The sequence below is a fragment of the Streptomyces sp. NPDC040405 genome (genome assembly GCF_055595765.1).
Window position 1 is genome coordinate 59,700 of the sequence record NZ_JBVIVI010000016.1, and the last position, 16,750, is coordinate 76,449.

11 protein-coding genes are annotated in these 16,750 nt (G+C 75.2%); 3 read left to right on the forward strand and 8 right to left on the reverse strand.

Annotated features, from left to right (window positions below; translation table 11 throughout):
* Positions 1 to 28: 28 nt before the first annotated feature.
* A complete protein-coding gene (locus tag ACZ59A_RS39530) occupies positions 29 to 709 on the reverse strand; it encodes a HemK2/MTQ2 family protein methyltransferase (protein ID WP_470969249.1) in 681 nt (226 codons plus the stop codon).
* A 171-nt stretch (positions 710 to 880) separates the two neighbouring features.
* Here ACZ59A_RS39530 and ACZ59A_RS39535 point away from each other — a divergent pair, with 171 nt between their 5' ends.
* Positions 881 to 1,906, forward strand: a complete 1,026-nt coding sequence (locus ACZ59A_RS39535; protein WP_470969475.1) for an iron-containing redox enzyme family protein — start codon at positions 881 to 883, stop codon at positions 1,904 to 1,906.
* On the opposite strand, the gene ACZ59A_RS39540 is transcribed toward ACZ59A_RS39535, so the two are convergent.
* The 6 genes from ACZ59A_RS39540 to ACZ59A_RS39565 form a co-directional block, all read right to left on the reverse strand.
* Positions 1,819 to 2,184, reverse strand: coding sequence for a WhiB family transcriptional regulator (locus tag ACZ59A_RS39540; protein ID WP_470969252.1), 366 nt, complete (start codon positions 2,182 to 2,184; stop codon positions 1,819 to 1,821). The two genes, ACZ59A_RS39535 and ACZ59A_RS39540, sit on opposite strands and share 88 nt — an antisense overlap.
* 203 nt (positions 2,185 to 2,387) lie before the next feature.
* On the reverse strand, positions 2,388 to 5,990 hold the full coding sequence (locus tag ACZ59A_RS39545) for a hydantoinase B/oxoprolinase family protein (protein ID WP_470969254.1): 3,603 nt from the start codon (positions 5,988 to 5,990) through the stop codon (positions 2,388 to 2,390).
* On the reverse strand, positions 5,987 to 6,865 hold the full coding sequence (locus tag ACZ59A_RS39550; protein ID WP_470969477.1) for an SGNH/GDSL hydrolase family protein: 879 nt from the start codon (positions 6,863 to 6,865) through the stop codon (positions 5,987 to 5,989). Before ACZ59A_RS39550 ends, ACZ59A_RS39545 begins: the two co-directional genes overlap by 4 nt.
* A 962-nt stretch (positions 6,866 to 7,827) precedes the next feature.
* On the reverse strand, positions 7,828 to 9,030 hold the full coding sequence (locus ACZ59A_RS39555) for a glycosyltransferase (protein WP_470969256.1): 1,203 nt from the start codon (positions 9,028 to 9,030) through the stop codon (positions 7,828 to 7,830).
* Positions 9,027 to 10,175: a glycosyltransferase family 4 protein gene (locus ACZ59A_RS39560; RefSeq protein ID WP_470969259.1), complete on the reverse strand. Its 1,149-nt coding sequence runs from the start codon at positions 10,173 to 10,175 to the stop codon at positions 9,027 to 9,029. Before ACZ59A_RS39560 ends, ACZ59A_RS39555 begins: the two co-directional genes overlap by 4 nt.
* A gap of 240 nt (positions 10,176 to 10,415) precedes the next feature.
* Positions 10,416 to 11,840, reverse strand: a complete 1,425-nt coding sequence (locus ACZ59A_RS39565; RefSeq protein ID WP_470969261.1) for a HEAT repeat domain-containing protein — start codon at positions 11,838 to 11,840, stop codon at positions 10,416 to 10,418.
* Positions 11,841 to 12,161: 321 nt separating this feature from the next.
* On the opposite strand from ACZ59A_RS39565, the gene ACZ59A_RS39570 reads away from it, so the two are divergent.
* Positions 12,162 to 13,655, forward strand: coding sequence for a PP2C family protein-serine/threonine phosphatase (locus ACZ59A_RS39570; protein WP_470969264.1), 1,494 nt, complete (start codon positions 12,162 to 12,164; stop codon positions 13,653 to 13,655).
* Positions 13,656 to 13,727: 72 nt separating this feature from the next.
* Here the strand turns inward: ACZ59A_RS39570 and ACZ59A_RS39575 are convergent, their stop codons facing one another.
* On the reverse strand, positions 13,728 to 15,242 hold the full coding sequence (locus tag ACZ59A_RS39575; RefSeq protein ID WP_470969266.1) for a DNA-binding protein NsdB: 1,515 nt from the start codon (positions 15,240 to 15,242) through the stop codon (positions 13,728 to 13,730).
* A gap of 274 nt (positions 15,243 to 15,516) precedes the next feature.
* Between ACZ59A_RS39575 and ACZ59A_RS39580 the strand changes: the two genes are divergently transcribed.
* Positions 15,517 to 16,620 carry an aminoglycoside phosphotransferase family protein gene (locus ACZ59A_RS39580; RefSeq protein ID WP_470969268.1) on the forward strand — a complete coding sequence of 368 codons (1,104 nt, stop codon included), beginning with the start codon at positions 15,517 to 15,519 and terminating at the stop codon, positions 16,618 to 16,620.
* The last annotated feature ends 130 nt before the right edge of the window (positions 16,621 to 16,750 follow it).

Genomic DNA, 16,750 nt, shown 5'->3' on the forward strand with positions numbered 1-16,750 from the left:
CCCCCGGGATTCACCGGGCCCCCGGGGCTCATCGGGTGCAGCTGCTGCACTCGGTCGTACGGATGGCACGGATCACCACCAGCTCCTCCTTGTCGTCGCCCGGGCCGATCAGCCCCCGGGAGGCCAGCCAGGTGCTGCGCCGCAGCAGCACGCGCCCGAACGGGACGACGCGGCGCGCGGTCACATCCACGTGCAGCCCCTGCTCGGCCAGCCGCTCCAGCGTCGGGCCGACGCCGCTCAGCGCGGACTGGACGAGCAGCAGCACTCCCCGTGGCCGCAGCAGCCCCGGCATCCGGGCGCACAGGCGGTCCAGCACCGCCCGGCCGTCCGGCCCCGCGTTCCAGGCGCGGCCGCCTCCGGCGCGCCCGAAGGGGCCGCCGCCGCGCGAGGGCACGTAGGGCGGGTTGGCCAGAACGACGTCGAAGCGCCGGCCGGCGGCCACGGACCCCAGGTCACCGAGGCGCACCCGGACCGGCTCGCCGCTGCGCCGGGTGTTCAGCCAGGCCGCCAGCACCGCGCGCGCCGAGACGTCGACGGCCTCGACCTCCGCGGCCCCGCAGCGCGCGGCGAGCAGCGCCAGCGCGCCGGTGCCCGTGCCGATGTCCAGCACCTGGGCGCCCGGCATGGCGGGCTCACGGCACACCGCCTCGGCCAGCAGCGCGGTGTCGTCCTGCGGTGCGTACACCCCGGGAGGCGCAATCAGTCGCATCCGTCCCAGGTACCTCCTCCGCACCGGACCAAACCGCCCCGCTCCGGTCCGGTGGTCCGGGGCGGATGCGTCGGCCGGGCGATCGGGGGCACTCGGCGGGCCCGGAAAGGAGCGGAGGAGCGGTCGATGACGAGTCTTCCCACCGGCGACCGGCCCGGTCCTCCCGGTGCGATGCCCGGCGCGCCTCCCGGTGCGACACCCCGTGCGTCGCCCGGCGCGCCCCCGCTGCCGGAGGCCCGCGGTCCGCTGTCCGCGGCGGTCCGTATCGCGCTGCTCCACGCCCCGCCGCCGAAAGATCTTCCGTCGGTCGGGACCGCCGACCCGTTCGGCGAGGACCTCTCGCTCGCGCTGTACCTCGCGTACGAACTCCACTACCGCGGCTTCGCGGGCGTCGACGAGACCTGGGAGTGGCAGCCGGAGCTGCTGCGGCTGCGGGCCACGCTGGAGGACCGGTTCCTGGCCGCGCTGCGCGAGGCCGTGCCCGGGGGCGCGGATGTGGCCGGGGAGCTGGACGCGCTGCTGGTCGAACCGCCGGCCGCGCCCGGCGTCGGCGACCACCTCAGGAGCCGGGGCACCTGGGGGCAGCTGCGCGAATATCTGGTGCACCGCTCGCTGTACCAGCTGAAGGAGGCCGATCCGCAGGCATGGCTGATCCCCCGGCTGACCGGACAGGCCAAGGCGTCGCTGGTGGCGGTGGAGTTCGACGAGTTCGGGGCGGGCCACGGCGACCGGGTGCACGCCCGGCTGTTCGCCGAGGCGATGGCGGGGGCGGGTCTCGACCCCGGCTACGGCCGCTACCTGGACCGGGCGCCCGCCGAGACGCTCGCCACCGTCAACCTCATGTCGCTGCTCGGGCTGCACCGCTCACTGCGCGGCGCGACGGCCGGGCACTTCGCCGCCCTGGAGATCACCTCGTCGCCCGGGGCCCGGCGGCTGGCCCGGGCGCTGGAGCGGCTGGGCGCCGAGCCCCGGTGCGTACGGTTCTTCACCGAGCACATCGAGGCCGACGCGGTGCACGAGCAGGTGATGCGCCGGGACGTCATCGGCGGCTTCCTCGCCCAGGAGCCGGAGCAGGCCCCGGCCGTCGTCTTCGGGATCCAGGCCACCGGCTACCTGGACGCGCGCTGGTCGGACCGGCTGCTCGGGGCGTGGGCCGCCGACCGCACCTCCCTGCGCCTGCCGCTGTGCGACGGCTGACCGCCGTGCGGCGGGGCGCCCGGCGCGGGTGCGCCGCTCGCCTGGCGCCGGGCCCGCCGCCGCAGCACCCGGCGCTCCTCCTCGTCCGTGCCGCCCCACACGCCGTGGGTCACCCCGGTGTCCAGCGCGTAGGTGAGGCACTGGTGGGTCACCGGGCAGCGGTGGCAGACCTCCTTGGCCAGGGCCTGCTGCGCCTGGGCCGCGGGGCCGGCCGCCCCCACCGGGAAGAACAGCTCGGGGTCCTCGTCCACGCATGCCGCGCTCTCCCACCACTCCATGACTGCCCCTTCTGTGATGCTTCGTGGTGATTTCCCGCCCTCGCCCCTGCGGGGTGCCGTGTCCAGTGAGTGGTCATGGAGACACGGAGCCGACCTCGCGCACGAGGCTTGGCGGGCTTGATAGAACTCGGGTTTCCGGTGTCGGCAACCGCAAACGGTATTCATCGCGCCAATGCGGTGGCACGCCCTGAGCGGCCCGTCGCTCAGTCCGGCGCCGGGCCGTACCCGCCGCCGCCCGGGGTGTGCACGACGAGGACGTCGTCCACGCCGACGTCGGCCGTGTCGCAGCCGTCCAGCCGCTCCACCGAACCGTCGGCGCGCTCGATCAGATTGGCGCCGAGCGCGCCCGGCGCGCCGCCCGCCATGCCGTACGGAGCGACCCGGCGGTGGCCGGTGAGCAGGGCCACCGTCATCGGCTCCAGGAAGCGGATGCGGCGGGTGACGCCATGGCCGCCGCGCCACCGGCCGCGGCCGCCGCTGTCCCGCCGTACCGCGAAGCTCTCGACCCGGACCGGGTAGCGCCACTCCAGCACTTCGGGGTCGGTGAGCCGGGAGTTGGTCATATGGGTCTGCACGGCGTCGGCCCCGTCGAAGCCGTCGCCCGCGCCCGAGCCGCTGGCCACGGTCTCGTAATACTGGACGCGGTCGTTGCCGAAGGTGACGTTGTTCATCGTGCCGGACCCCTCGGCCTGCACGCCGAGCGCCGCGTAGAGGGCGCCGGTGACGGCCTGGGAGGTCTCGACGTTTCCGGCGACCGTGGCGGCCGGGTACGCCGGGGCCAGCATCGAGCCCTCGGGGATGCGGACCTCCAGGGGCTTCAGGCAGCCGCTGTTGAGCGGGATGTCCTCGGCGACCAGGGTGCGGAAGACGTACAGCACGGCCGCCATCACCACCGAGCTGGGCGCGTTGGCGTTGCCCGGCTGCTGGGGCGACGTACCGGCGAAGTCCAGAACGGCGCCGCGGGCCGCGCGGTCGACGGTGACGGCGACGCGGACGACGGCCCCGCTGTCGGTCTCGTAAGCGCAACAGCCGTCCCGGAGGGCGCCGACGATACGGCGTACGGATTCCTCGGCGTTGTCCTGCACGTGGCCCATATAGGCGTGTACGACGTCCCGGCCGAACTGGGCGATCATCCGGCGCAGCTCCTGGATGCCCTTCTCGTTGGCGGCGATCTGGGCGCGCAGGTCGGCGAGGTTGGCGTCCGGGGCGCGGGAGGGGTACGGCCCGGAGGTCAGCAGCTCGCGGGTCTCGCGCTCGCGCAGCGCGCCGTCCCGTACCAGCAGCCAGTTGTCGAAGAGCACGCCCTCCTCTTCGATGGTGCGGCTGAAGGCGGGCATGGAGCCGGGGGTGATGCCGCCGATCTCGGCGTGATGGCCGCGGGAGGCGACCAGGAACAGCAGGCGCTCCCCCGCCTCGTCGAAGACCGGGGTGACGACCGTGACGTCCGGGAGGTGGGTGCCGCCGTGGTACGGGTCGTTGATGGCGTAGACGTCCCCCGGCCGCATGGCGTCCCCGTTGCGCCGCAGCACCTCCTTGATGGACTCGCCCATCGAGCCGAGGTGCACCGGGATGTGGGGGGCGTTGGCGATCAGGTTGCCGTCGGCGTCGAACAGGGCGCAGGAGAAGTCCAGCCGCTCCTTGATGTTGACGGAGTGGGCGGTGTTCTCCAGGCGCAGGCCCATCTGTTCGGCGATGGCCATGAAGAGGCTGTTGAAGACCTCCAGCATCACCGGGTCCACCTCGGTGCCGACGGCCGTCCTGCGCGGCCGGGGCCGGACCCGGGTGAGCAGCAGATGGCCGCGCTCGCCCAGGGCCGCCTGCCAGCCGGGGTCGACCACGGTGGTCGCGTCGTCCTCGGCGACGACCGCCGGGCCGGTGAGGGTGTCCCCGGGGCGCATCCCGGCCCGTTCGTACAGGCCGGTGCGCTGCCACTCCCCTGCCGTGAACATCTCCACGGTCGCCACCGGCGCCAGGGCGCCCTCCCGGGGCGGCTGTTCCACGGCGTGACCGCCCGCCGGGCCCGCCGCGCCGACCGCCTCCACCGACACCGCCTCCATGACGAGCGGCTTGTCCATGGTGAAGGCGTAGCGCGTGCGGTGCGCCCGTACGAAGTCGGCGGTCATCGCGGGGACGGAGTCCAGCGGCACGGGGAGCGCGGCGTCGGTGCCCGCGTACCGCAGATGGACCCGGGCCGTGGTGTGCACGCTCTCCCCGGGAACGCCGTCGGCGAGCAGGTCCTCGCGGGTCCGGCCGGACAGCCGCGCGCACAGGTCGCGCACCTGCGGCAGCGACTCCTCGCTCAGCTCCGTCTCCACGGCCTGCTCGCGCATCGCGGTGGCGTCGGCCACCCCGATGCCGTACGCCGACAGCACCCCGGCCAGCGGCGGCACGATCACCGTGCCAATGCCGAGGGCGTCCGCGACCGCGCACGCGTGCTGGCCGCCCGCGCCGCCGAAGCTGGTGAGCGCGTAGCGGGTGACGTCGTGGCCGCGCTGCACGGAGATCTTCTTGACCGCGTTGGCCATGTTCAGCACCGCGATGTCCAGGAAGCCCGCCGCGGCCTCCTCCGGGCCGCGCCGGTCGCCGGTCGCCTCCGCGATCTCGTCGGCGAGGCGGGCGAAGCGCTCCCGTACGGTGTCCGCGTCCAGCCGCTGGTCGGCGTGCGGGCCGAAGACCGCCGGGAAGTGGGCGGGCTGGATCCGGCCCAGCATCACATTGGCGTCGGTCACGGTCAGCGGGCCGCCGCGCCGGTAGCAGGCGGGGCCGGGGACGGCACCGGCCGAGTCCGGGCCCACCCGGTAGCGGCGGCCGTCGAAGTGGAGCACCGAGCCGCCGCCCGCGGCGACGGTGTGGATGTTCATCATGGGCGCGCGCATCCGCACGCCCGCGACCTCGGTCCCGAAGACCCGCTCGAACTCGCCCGCGTAGTGCGACACATCGGTCGAGGTGCCGCCCATGTCGAAGCCGATGACGTCGGCGTGGCCCGCCTCGGCCGAGGAGCGCACCATGCCCACCACGCCGCCCGCGGGCCCCGACAGCACCGCGTCCTTGCCCCGGAAGTGCGCGGCCTCCCGCAGCCCGCCGTTGGACTGCATGAACATCAGCCGGATGCCGCGCAGCTCGGCGGCCACGTCCTCGACGTAGCGGCGCAGGATCGGCGACAGATACGCGTCGACCACGGTGGTGTCGCCGCGCGACACCAGCTTCATCAGCGGACTCACCTCATGCGAGCAGCTCACCTGCGTAAAGCCGATATCGCGGGCCGCCTCGCCCACCGCGCGCTCGTGCGCGGCGTGCCGGTAGCCGTGCGTCAGGACGACCGCGGCGCTGCGGAAGCCGTCGCGGTGGGCGGCGCGCAGCTCCTCCGTGGCGGCGGCGAGGTCGAGGGGGCGTACGACGGCGCCGTGCGCGTCCACCCGCTCGGGCACCTCGATCACCCGGTCGTACAGCGCCTCCGGCAGCACGATCCGGCGGTCGAACAGCCGCGGCCGGTTCTGGTACGCGATGCGCAGCGCGTCCCGGAAACCGGCCGTGACGACGAGCACCGTGGGCTCGCCCGTGCGCTCCAGCAGGGCGTTGGTCGCGACGGTGGTGCCCATCTTGACGACGGCGATCCGGTCGGCCGGGACCGGCTCGTCCGGATCGAGGCCGAGTGTCTGGCGGATCCCGGCGACGGCCGCGTCCCTGGTGCGCTCGGGGTGGTGGGACAGGAGCTTGCGGGTGACCAGGCGGCCGTCCGGGCGCTTCCCGACGACGTCCGTGAAGGTACCGCCACGGTCGATCCAGAATTCCCAGCGACCCGTCATCCCGCCATTGTCGCAGCGTGCGGGGGTGCTTGGGCTTCCAGCCGCGGCAACGAGGCGACCGCGGCCAGCGCCGCCCGCCGTTCGTGGCCGTCGAGCAGATGCCCGGTCCCGCGCACCCGGTGCCGGACCTCCTGCGCCGCCAGCGCGAGGAGTCCGGGCAGCAGATCGGTGCAGCGGTCCACGACCCAGCGCGTGCCCCGGGTCGCCATCCACCAGGCGCTGGCGGCACGCGAGGGCGTCGGTCCGTCGAGCGCCGTGGACGGCGGCTCGCCCATGGCGATGCCGCGGGCCGTGAGCGCGGTGTGGAACTCCCGCGCCAGCAGCCGGTGGCCCAGCTCGCTCGGATGCAGCCGGTCCACGCTCCACGCCGCGCGGTCCATGACCCAGCCGTGCTCGGTCAGCTCCACGTGCACCGCGCCGTACCGCCCGGACAGCGCGTGCACCACCGCGTTGACGGCCCGCATACGCCGCCCCAGCGGCCGGGCGAGCGCATCCGGCAGCCCCAGCATCCGGCCCGGGTCGGGCAGGCACGCGGTGAGCACCACCGTCCCGTCGGCGCGCAGCGCGCCGATCGTCGCGTCCAGGGCCTCGGCGACGCGGCGGATGTCGAACGTGTCGCGCAGGGTGTCGTTCATGCCGACCACGACGGACGCCAGCTGCGGACGGGCCCGGCGGGCGGCGGCCAGCTGCGCACCGGCCACGTCGGCGGCGAGCGCGCCGCTGCGGGAGACGTTGACGAAGTCCACGGTCTCCCCGGGCGGCCCCGCCGCACCCGCCAGCAGCGCCGCCCACCCCCGCCACCCGCCCCCGGCCACGGGATCCCCGAGCCCTTCGGTGAGCGAGTCGCCGAGCGCGACGAAACGGGTGGTGGGCACCTCGGGCGCGGGGTCGGCAGGGAAACCCCCGTCGGCCCCCGCCGCCCGGGATCCCCGGCCCGCGGGGTTGGCGGCCGGGCGCCTGACGGCCTCGGCGCGGCGAGTCTCCGGAACCATCGCCGCGCCCACCGGGCCACCGGACGCGACAGGAACGGCCCGACGGACCGTCGGGGCCACCGGTGCGGGCAGCACCACGCCCAAGGCCGGGGCACGGGACGCGGGATCCGCGCACGCATCGCCCCCGGCATCACCACCGACGGGCACCCGACCGTCGGTCCCCGTGCGACGGGGCTCCGGAGCCACCGGCCTACCCACAGGGCCATCGGACACGACGGGAACGGCCCGATGGGCATCCGTGGCACCCGGGGCGCGGTCGCCCCCGGCACCACCATCGGCAGCCCCCGCACGGCGAACCTCGGCCCGGCGGGTGTCCAGGTCACCCGGTGCGGGCAGCACCGCGCTCAGCGCCGGGGCGTGACCACCAGCAGTCGTTCCCCCGGCAGCCCCCGCGCGGCCGGTCTCCGGAGCCAGCGGCACGGCAGCAGTGGCCGGTGCGGGCGGCGCCGTGTCGAGGGGCGGGAGGGTTACCGCATCGCCGGCGGGCACCGGCGCTGCGGGCGCCGGGGGGTCGGCCGGTGCCGTCGGGCCCGCGGCCGTCGCGTGGTGGCCGTCCCCGACCGGGGCGGGCCGCGCCCCGCGTCGGGTGGTCGTCGAACCGGCGGGCAGCACGCGCGGGGGCGGTGCCGCTTGGTCCGGCGTCACAGCGCTTCCCGCTGCCGCCAACGGGTCGGCGGGCTGGGCGGCCGCGGCCGCCCCGGAGCCCGGCGACGACGCGGGCGGACCGGCGACGGCGCCGCCGTGAACTCGGGCGCCCGGGACCGGCGTGCCACCGGCCGTGGGCGCCGACGCGTTGGCCCGGGCCGCGGAGTGAGGCCGACGGGCCGGGCGAGCGCGGGGTGCGCTCACCGCGCACCGCCGACCGCCGTGCGGGCCGGGGTGTGGCCGTCGGGCTGGAGGCGGGGCGCTTCGTGGGCGGCCAGGAAGGCGTCGACCGCCGCGGGCCAGCCGTAGCGCTCGGCGCGGGCCCGGGCCGTGGCGCGGCGTACGGACTCGGGGCGGGCCAGGACCTCGGCGACGGCGTCCGCGAACGCCGCGCCGTTGTCGGCCGCCGTCGCACCCGCCGGGCCGACGATGTCGGGAAGCGCGGACAGGGCGCTGACGACCACGGGGGAGCCGCACGCCAGTGCCTCCAGCGCGGCCAGCCCGAAGGTCTCCGCCGGGCCCGGGGCGAGGACGACGTCCGCGCTCGCCTGGAGCGCGGCCAGCCGGGCCCGGTCGCCGACATGGCCGAGGAAGGCCGCCGGGAGTCCCTCCGCGTGGGCGCGGGCCTCCAGCCGGGCGCGCATCGGCCCGTCGCCCGCGACGACGAGCGCCGCCGGGACGCCGCGGCGCCGCAGCTCGGCGAGGGCGTCGAGCGCGCGGCCCGGCCGCTTCTCGGGCGACAGGCGGGAGCACATGGCGAGCAGGACGGAGGCGCCGCCCCGGTGGTGCTCGTGCAGTGCGCCGTCGTAGTGGGACGGGTGGAAGTGTCCGAGGTCGACGCCCAGGGGGGCGCGTACGACATTGCGCGCGCCGATACGGACGAACTCGCGCTCCGCCCACTCCGTGGTGCAGACGACCCGTGCGTAGGCCCGCGCGGTACGGCGGTTCAGCCGGTCCGCCGCGCCCCGGGCGGCGCCCTCGGGCACGCCCCAGGTGCGCAGCACGGCGTCGGCGCTCTCGTGGGAGACCATCACGGCGGGCACGCGGGCGCGCCGCGCCCACTCCCCGGTCCAGCGCAGGGTGGTGCGGTCGGATACCTCCAGCCGGTCGGGCGCGAGCCCGTCGAGCAGCCGGGCGAGCCGCCGCCGGTCGGTCAGCACCCGGTAGCCGCCGGTGCCGGGCACGGAGTGGCCGGGGAGGGTGATCACCCGGCCCTGGCGGGTGTGCTCGTCCGCGTCGCGCTCCCCCGGCACGATCAGGATGGACTCGTGTCCGGCCGCCTGATAGCCCGCGCCCAGCTCGCGCAGCGCGGTGCGCAGGCCGCCGGAGGAGGGGGTGACGAAGTTGGCGAGCCGGACGAGGCGCAGCGGCCGGTCGGTGTTCCCCATTCCGTTCCCGCTCATGCCGCCACCGCCGTACGGGCCATGAGCACCTCGGCGTAATGGTCGATCAGCTGGTCGACGATCGCCTCCCAGGTGCGGCCCTCGACCGCCTCCCGGCCCGCCTGCCCCAGCGAGGCGCGCATCCGGGGGTGGGCGGCGAGGAGGGATACGGCGTCGCGTATCTCGTCCGCGTCGCCGGGCGGCACCAGCAGCCCGGTGCGGCCGTGGTCGACGAGGTCGAGCGGGCCGCCCGCGGCGGGCGCGACCACCGGCACGCCGCTGGCCTGCGCCTCCTGCACGGTCTGGCAGAAGGTCTCCTGCGGGCCGGTGTGCGCGAAGACGTCGAGCGAGGCGAAGATGCGGGCCAGATCGGTGCCGGTCCGGCGGCCGAGGAAGCGGGCGCCGGGCATGGCGGCGCGCAGCGCGGGCTCGCTCGGCCCGTCCCCGACGATGACCACGCGAACGCCGGGCAGCGAACACAGCGGGGTCAGCAGCTCGACGTTCTTCTCGGGCGCCAGGCGGCCGATGTAGCCGACGATCAGCTCACCGCCGGGGGCCAGGGAGCGGCGCAGCTCCGCGTCGCGGCGCGAGGGGTGGAACCGCTCGGTGTCGACGCCGCGCGGCCACAGCGCGATCCGCGGCACCCCGTGCTCGTCGAGGTCGCGGGCGGCGGCGGTGGAGGGGGCGAGGGTGCGGTCGGCGGCGGTGTGCACGGCCCGTATCCGGCGCCAGGCGGCGTTCTCGCCCGCGCCGAGGTACGTACGGGCGTAGCCGCCCAGGTCGGTCTGGTAGACGGCGACGGCGGGGATCCGCAGCCGCAGCGCGGCCGTCATCCCGCGCGCGCCGAGCACGAAGGGGCTGGCCAGGTGGACGAGATCGCTGCGGTGCGAGGTGATCGCGGTGGCGAGGCGGCGGCTGGGCAGCGCGACCCGCACCTGCGGGTAGCCGGGCAGGGGCAGGGAGGGGATCCGGACAACGGGAAAGGGGTGCGTTCCGTCGACGTCCCCGGCCCCGGCTCCGTCGGGCGGCCCGTCGTGCGGACCCGCGGGGGCGATGACGAGCGGTTGGTGACCGCGCCGGTGGAGATGCTGGGCGGTCTGGAGCGTGCAATGAGCGACGCCGTTGATGTCGGGCGGGAAGGATTCGGTCACGATGGCGACTCGCATAACCGTGTTGTCGGCGTACGAAGGGTGGCCCCGGCATCGTGCACCTTGCGAGCCGTGAAACGTCCCGTGAGCGTTGGCCCCCGCGCCCTCGGAAGCCGGGCGAGTGCCGGACGAACCACCCGAAATCAGGCACCGACCCGGGGGTTTACGGACGGCCACATGGCGTAAACCCATCGCCCGCCGCCCCGGTCCACGCGAGACGCCCCGGCCCCCGGGCGACGCCTCGCGGCCCCCGCGGGGTCAGACCTCGGCGGCGTCCGGGCCGATGCGGCTGCGGACCGCCGTCTGGACTTCCGCCTCCTCGGCCGGGTCGGCGGCCAGCCTGCGGAGCTGTTCCACGACGCGGGCGTCCGCGGTGGCGGCGTGGTGGGCGGCGAGTTCGCGGGTGGTCTCCTCGCAGTCCCAGAGGCATTCGACCGCGAAGCCCGCGGCGAACGAGGGGTCGGTGGCGGCCAGGGCGCGGGCGGCCCGGCCGCGGAGGTGGGAGGAGGCGGTTTCGCGGTAGATGTGGCGCAGGACGGGCGCGGCGCAGGTGATCGCGAGGCGCCCGGCGCCGTCCACGAGCGTCCACAGGGCCTGGCCGTGCGGGCCCTCGGCCCGCACCGTGCGGCGGAGGGCGGCGAGGACGAGGCCCGTGTCGTACTGTCCGCCACGGCTGGCGAGCATCGCGGCCGCCGCGGCGCCGAGCGCGTCGGGGCGGTGGGCCCAGATCCGGGCGCGGTCCAGGGCGGCGATGCTGCGCATGCGTTCGAAGGCGGAGAGGGCGGCCCGGGAGACCGGCTCCGAGGCGTCCGGCTCGGTCACCGCGGCCTCGATCAGGTCCAGCACCTCGGGGTCGCCGGTGTCCGCGAGGTGCCGCAGGGCGGTCGCGCGGGCCGCGTCCGGCGCGCTCGCGGCGGCGGCCAGCAGCTCGGGCCGGTCCTCCGGACCGGCGACGGCGGCGAGGCAGCGGGCGGCGGCGTCGGGGCGCCGGGTACCGGGGCGCAGGTCGTGCTCCTGCTGGGCCCAGGCCAGGACGTCGTGGACGCTCCAGCCGGGACGCGGCCCGGAGGGGCGCAGCTGGCGCTGCCAGCGGTCGAACGCGCCCTGCTCCTGCGCGGCGCGCACCCGCGGGCCGTACGCCGGGTCGTCGGCCCACAGCCGCCAGGGGCGCGGCTCGTAGGCGCCGCGCGCGGCGGCGGCCAGTTCGGCGGCGCCGTCGGGGGTCTCGGGGAAGCGGTCGAGGACGGCGGGGGCGAGGGCGCGCAGCCCGGCGTCGTCGTCGCGCAGGGCCAGCTCGTCGAGGGCCCATTCCCAGTTGCTCCCGGCGGCGGCGTACCGGCGCAGCAGCCGCAGTGCGTCGAGCCGGTCGTAGGCGGCGAGGTGGCCGAGGACGGCGAGGGCGAGCCCGGTGCGCTCCTCGTCGGTGTTCACCAGGTCGTCGGGGTGGAAGAGGTGCTGTTCGATTTCGTCGAGGTCCGCGTCGAGGTCCAGGCAGAGCCGGGCGTAATAGAGGGAGCGGTTCTCGACCTGCCAGTCGCGGCGGGGGTCGTGCAGCACGCAGTGGTGCAGTGCCGCGAGCGCCTCGGCCCGCGGCGCGGCGAGGGCATGCAGGGTACCGTCGCCGCGGCCTCGCTGAAGGAGGCCGAGCAAGGTGCCGCTGGGCGCTATGTCTGGATCGAACATGAGGTCAGCATCCGGTGCGGGGGGTTCGCTGGCAACGGGATTTCCATCGACCGGCATTCTTGCCGGTGTCCTGGCGCCATATGCCGGATGAACACCTGGACTGAGGGAATCCCAAGCGCCGCAGCCTACCCGGAATCACATGCTCCACGGAGCCGTGTCCGACTTGCCCCACGAAGGCCATTGACATATGCCAGAAGCACCACCGGATCGGGTATTGCCAAACGACTTACGTGACGTCGCAGCCTGTGCAAGAGTCGTTACCGGTCCTTTCCCCACCAGACCCGGCAGCGCCGCGCCGTACCGGCCCGTATCGGAGAACACATGCCGTCCCCCCGCTTCGCGGACCATTCCGCCACGCCGTCGCCCCAGCGCGGCACGGTCGATGCGCTCATCACGCAGACCCGGCGGCTCCGCGGCGGTATCGCCGCCGTGCGGCGCGACACCACGGCGGACCTGAGCGGCACGGCGAACGAGACCCAGCTGCGCTGGCAGCGCGCCCTGTGCGATCTCGCCGTCCACCATCTGGACGACCTCGGTCAGCATCTGGACCAGCTGCGCGAGGGGCTGCCGTCCGAGAAGCCCGGGGAAGCGGATGCGGCGGCTCCGGAGCAGAAGCCTCCGGACCAGGACACGCGGCACCAGGGCGCCCCCCGGCAGGGCGGACCGCAGCAGGGCCCCGGGACCGGCTCGCTGCTCAACCGCGTCGGCAGCGCCGAGTGGAATCTTCTCTCCGACGAGGTGACCTGGTCCGACGAGCTGTGCCAGATCTTCGGCCGCAGCCGCGACGAGGGCGGGCTGTCGCTGGACGAGCTGCCCTCCTGGGTCGTCCCCGACGATCAGCCGGTGCTGACCGCGATGGTCACGGACTGCCTGGTGGACGGCAAGCCGATCGACGGCGAGTTCCGGGTCGTCCGTACGGACGACACCGTTCGTACGGTGCACATGGCGGGCGAGCCCGTCCTCGACACCGACGGCAGCACCGCCTCCATGTGGGCCGTGCTCCGCGATGTGAGCGCGCTGCGCCGCAGCGAGCGGGCGGTGCGCGAGTCCCGCGACTCGCTCCAGCGCCAGCGGCAGCTCGCCCGTACCGAGCGCAGGCTGGCGGTCGAGCTGCACGAGGCCGTCCTGCCGCCGTGGCGCGGCTCCGCACCCCTCGCGCACGGCCGGGGGCCCGCGGGCGCCGCCCTCGATGTCGCCTCCCACTACTTCCCCGCCGCGCACAGCGCGCTGATCGGCGGCGACTGGTACGACGCGCTCGAACTCCCCGACGGCGGGACCCTGCTCAGCGTCGGCGACCTCACCGGACACGGCGTCGCCGCGACCTCCGGCATGGCCATGGTGCTGGGCGCGGTGCGCGGCATGGCGGTGGCCGGGATCGAGCCGGGCCCGCTGATGGCGCGGCTCAACCAGCTGCTCGACGTCTCCTCCCAGCCCGCCCTGGGCAGCGCCGTCTGCGGGCGGTACGACCCGGCCGACCGCACCCTGGTGTGGTCGCAGGCCGGGCACCCCGCCCCGCTGCTGTTCCGCGACGGGGCGGGGCGCGCCCTGCGGCCCCCGGCCGGGGTGCTGCTCGGCGGCACGACGGGCGCCACGTACGCCCAGACCGAAGAGCGGCTGGAGCCGGGCGATCTGCTCCTGCTGCACGCCGGTGGGCTCGCCGAGGACCCCACGGTGACGGCCGAGCGGCTGCTCGGGCTCGCGCCACGGTTCGCCGCCGCCCGCGGCACACAGGAGTGCGTACGGGTGGTGGCCGAGGAGTTCGACGACGAGCGGCGCGAGGGCGACGCCTGCGTACTGCTCGCGAGGATCGGCTGAGTGACCGGTCGACCGGCCTGGTCGCCGTAAAGGGTTGATGCGCCGTAACTGGTGGAGTACGAGGGGCCGCCGCTAGACGGCCGTGCTCTTCGCCGCCCCGCTCGCTCCCTTCGCCCCGCCTCCTGCCCCCTTCTGATGGCCCAGCCCCTTCGGCAGGGCCTGCTGGATCTCCGCCCGCAGCTCCCGGGCCGCGGCGGACGAGGCATAGGGCGCGGTGAGCCGGTACATCTCCCGCAGCCGGTCCCAGGTGCGGTGCGAGGAGTTCTGCTCGATCGTGGCCAGCGCCCGGCGGGCTGCGGCCGCTCCCTGCTCCGGGTCGCCGCCGATGAAGGCGGCCGAGGCGATGGAGATGTGGTCGAAGATCTGCGACCGCTGCCGACCGCCCTCCCGCAGGCGCAGCGCGTCCTTGGCGTGCCGCTCCGAGACGGCCGCGACGCCCGGTTCGTGCTCGGCCAGGGTGCGGTAGACCAGCCCCTGCATCCCGTGCATGTCGGCCTCGTTGAACAGCTGCATCCAGCTCGGCGCGGGCCCCCGGTCCTGGTCGGAGACGAACAGCTCCTCCGCCTCCCCCAGGGTGCGGCGCACGGCCTGGCCGTTGCCCTTCGCGGCGTGCGCCCAGGCCTCGATGGTGCGGAACATGGCGCGGGTGCGGGGCAGCGCCCGGTCGCCCGCGCCGGACGAGGCCAGCTTCATCAGATCGAGGGCGTCGTCCGGGCGGCCGATGTGCACCATCTGCCGGGCGGCCCGGGACAGCGCCTCGCTCGCCCGCGGCCGGTCGCCGCCCTCCCGGGCCGCGTGCGCGGCGATGACGAAGTACTTCTGGGCGGTGGGCTCCAGGCCCACGTCGTGGGACATCCACCCGGCCAGCACGGCCAGGTTGGCCGCGACACCCCACAGTCTGCGCTGGAGCTCCTCGGGATGGCGATAGGCGAGCATCCCGCCCACCTCGTTGAGCTGGCCCACCACGGCCTTGCGCTGGAGCCCGCCGCCGCGGGCCGCGTCCCAGGCGCGGAAGACCTCGACCGACGTCTCCAGCGCGTCGATCTCCTGGGAGCCCACGGGGGCGGCCTCATAGCGGTCGAAGCCCACGGGCTCGGCGGAGAGGGGGTTGTCGGAACGGGGCGCGTCGGTGGCGAGGGTGGGGTCGGAGAGCAGCCATTCGCTCATGGCACCGGTGATGGCGGATCCTGCGGCGAGCGCGGCGCCCGCACCCACCAAGCCGCGTCGGTTGAACATAAGGTCCATTCCCGTGAATTCGGTGAGGACCGCGGCCGTGGACTCGGGCGGCCAGAGCAGTCCGTCGGCGGACTGCCCCTTTCCCGCGCGCCCACCACGTCCGAACCCGAGGTCCTCGATGGTCACGACTCGACCGAGGCGCTCGGTGAAAAGGACGGCCAGCACCTTGGGCACCGGATCGCGCGGCGTCTCGCCGGTATCGATCCAACGCCGCACCCGCGAGGTGTCGGTCGCCAGCTGCGGGTGGCCCATGGCCGCCGCGCGCCGGTTCACGAGCCTCGCGAGCTCTCCCTTGGACCAGCCGGCGAGGCCGAACAGGTCCGCAAGACGGGTGTTGGGTTCCCTCGTCACGTCAAGCCCCCAGGATCCTCGGCTGACTTGACAGTAACGGGCCCGTCACGAGCGGTGCGACTATTCGCCAGGGTTCGCCAGGGTCCGCCAGATGGTGTGCCACCCGCGCACGGGTGTGATGTAGGAGTGCGCTACCCGGCCCGGTGGCGGTTGGAAAATGCCAGCTGAAAAATGCCAGTTGGAAAATGCCAGCCGCATTCCCCAGGGTGCGGCCCCGCCCCCGGGGCCGGGAGCGTACGTACATCGTCGGCACACGAAGGGATCTGTCTCGCCCATGTACGCAGCGTCGTCCTCCGTGTCCGCCCCGCCTCGGCCGTACCGGCGGCAGCTGCCCGGCAATGGGCCGTACCTCGATCCCGCTCCCGGCGGCCGCGCGCGGCGCGCCGCCGCCCTCGGCTCCGTGCCGCCCAGCGGGAAGCTCGACGTGTCCGGTCCCCAGGGTGCCCAGCTGCGCACCGCCATCGCCTCGGTCCATCGCATCTGCCCGGAGTTCAACCCCGTCCAGGTGCTCCGGCGCAGCGGGCGGTCCGTCCTCCTGCTCGGTTCGACGGGCCGCACCACGGCGGTCGCCAAGTGTCTGCTGGACCACTCCCCCGCGTGGGCCGAGCGGTTCCGTCGCGAGATAGCGATGTACCGGACGTTCGTCCGGCAGCGGCCTCCCGTACGGGTGCCGCGGCTGATCGCCGCCGACCCCGACAACTGCGCGCTGGTCATCGAGCGGACGCCCGGACGGGTCGCGGCCGCGCAGCGCCATCCCGCCGAGGCACCGCCGCGCGCCGATGTGCGCGCCGCGCTCGGCGCCATCTGCCGCATCAACCAGTGGCGGCCGCCGGGGGACCTCTTCGACGCCCCGGTCGACTACGCCGCCCGGCTGTCCCGCTACCACGACCTGGGGCTGCTGACCGACCGGGACATGGGCGACGTACGGAAGCTGCTGCGCGGCGTCTCGCACTCGGCGGGGCGGCAGCTGCCCGCCCAGTTCTGCCACGGCGACGCCCTGTTGAACAACGTGCTGCTGTCCCCCTCGGGCGCGGTGCTCATCGACTGGGACCACGCGGGCTGGTATCTGCCCGGCTACGACCTGGCGACGCTGTGGGCGGTGCTGGGGGATGCCCCGGTGGCCCGGCGTCAGATCAGCCAGCTCGCCCAGGCGGCGGGGCCGGCGGCGCGGGACGCCTTCCTGGTGAACCTGATGCTCGTCCTCACCCGGGAGATCCGCCGGTACGAGACCGCGGTGCAGCGCACCATGCACGATCCGGCGCCGGTGGTGCCGGGCGTGATGGCCGCCGGTGAGGAGCAGCGGCTGCTGCTGCGGCGGCTGCACGACGACTGCGGCCTGGCCCGGCGCGCCGTGCGTGCGGCGGTGGGCACGCGCTGACGTGCGAACCCTTCTTTGCGCGACGATGATTGACGGATCGCCTGGCAGCGGATAGCTGTAGGCCGTGCCTTCTGCCTCCTGGGAGGCGAGGCACGGCTACGGTTCGGCTCAGCCCACCTCGAGGAGGCTG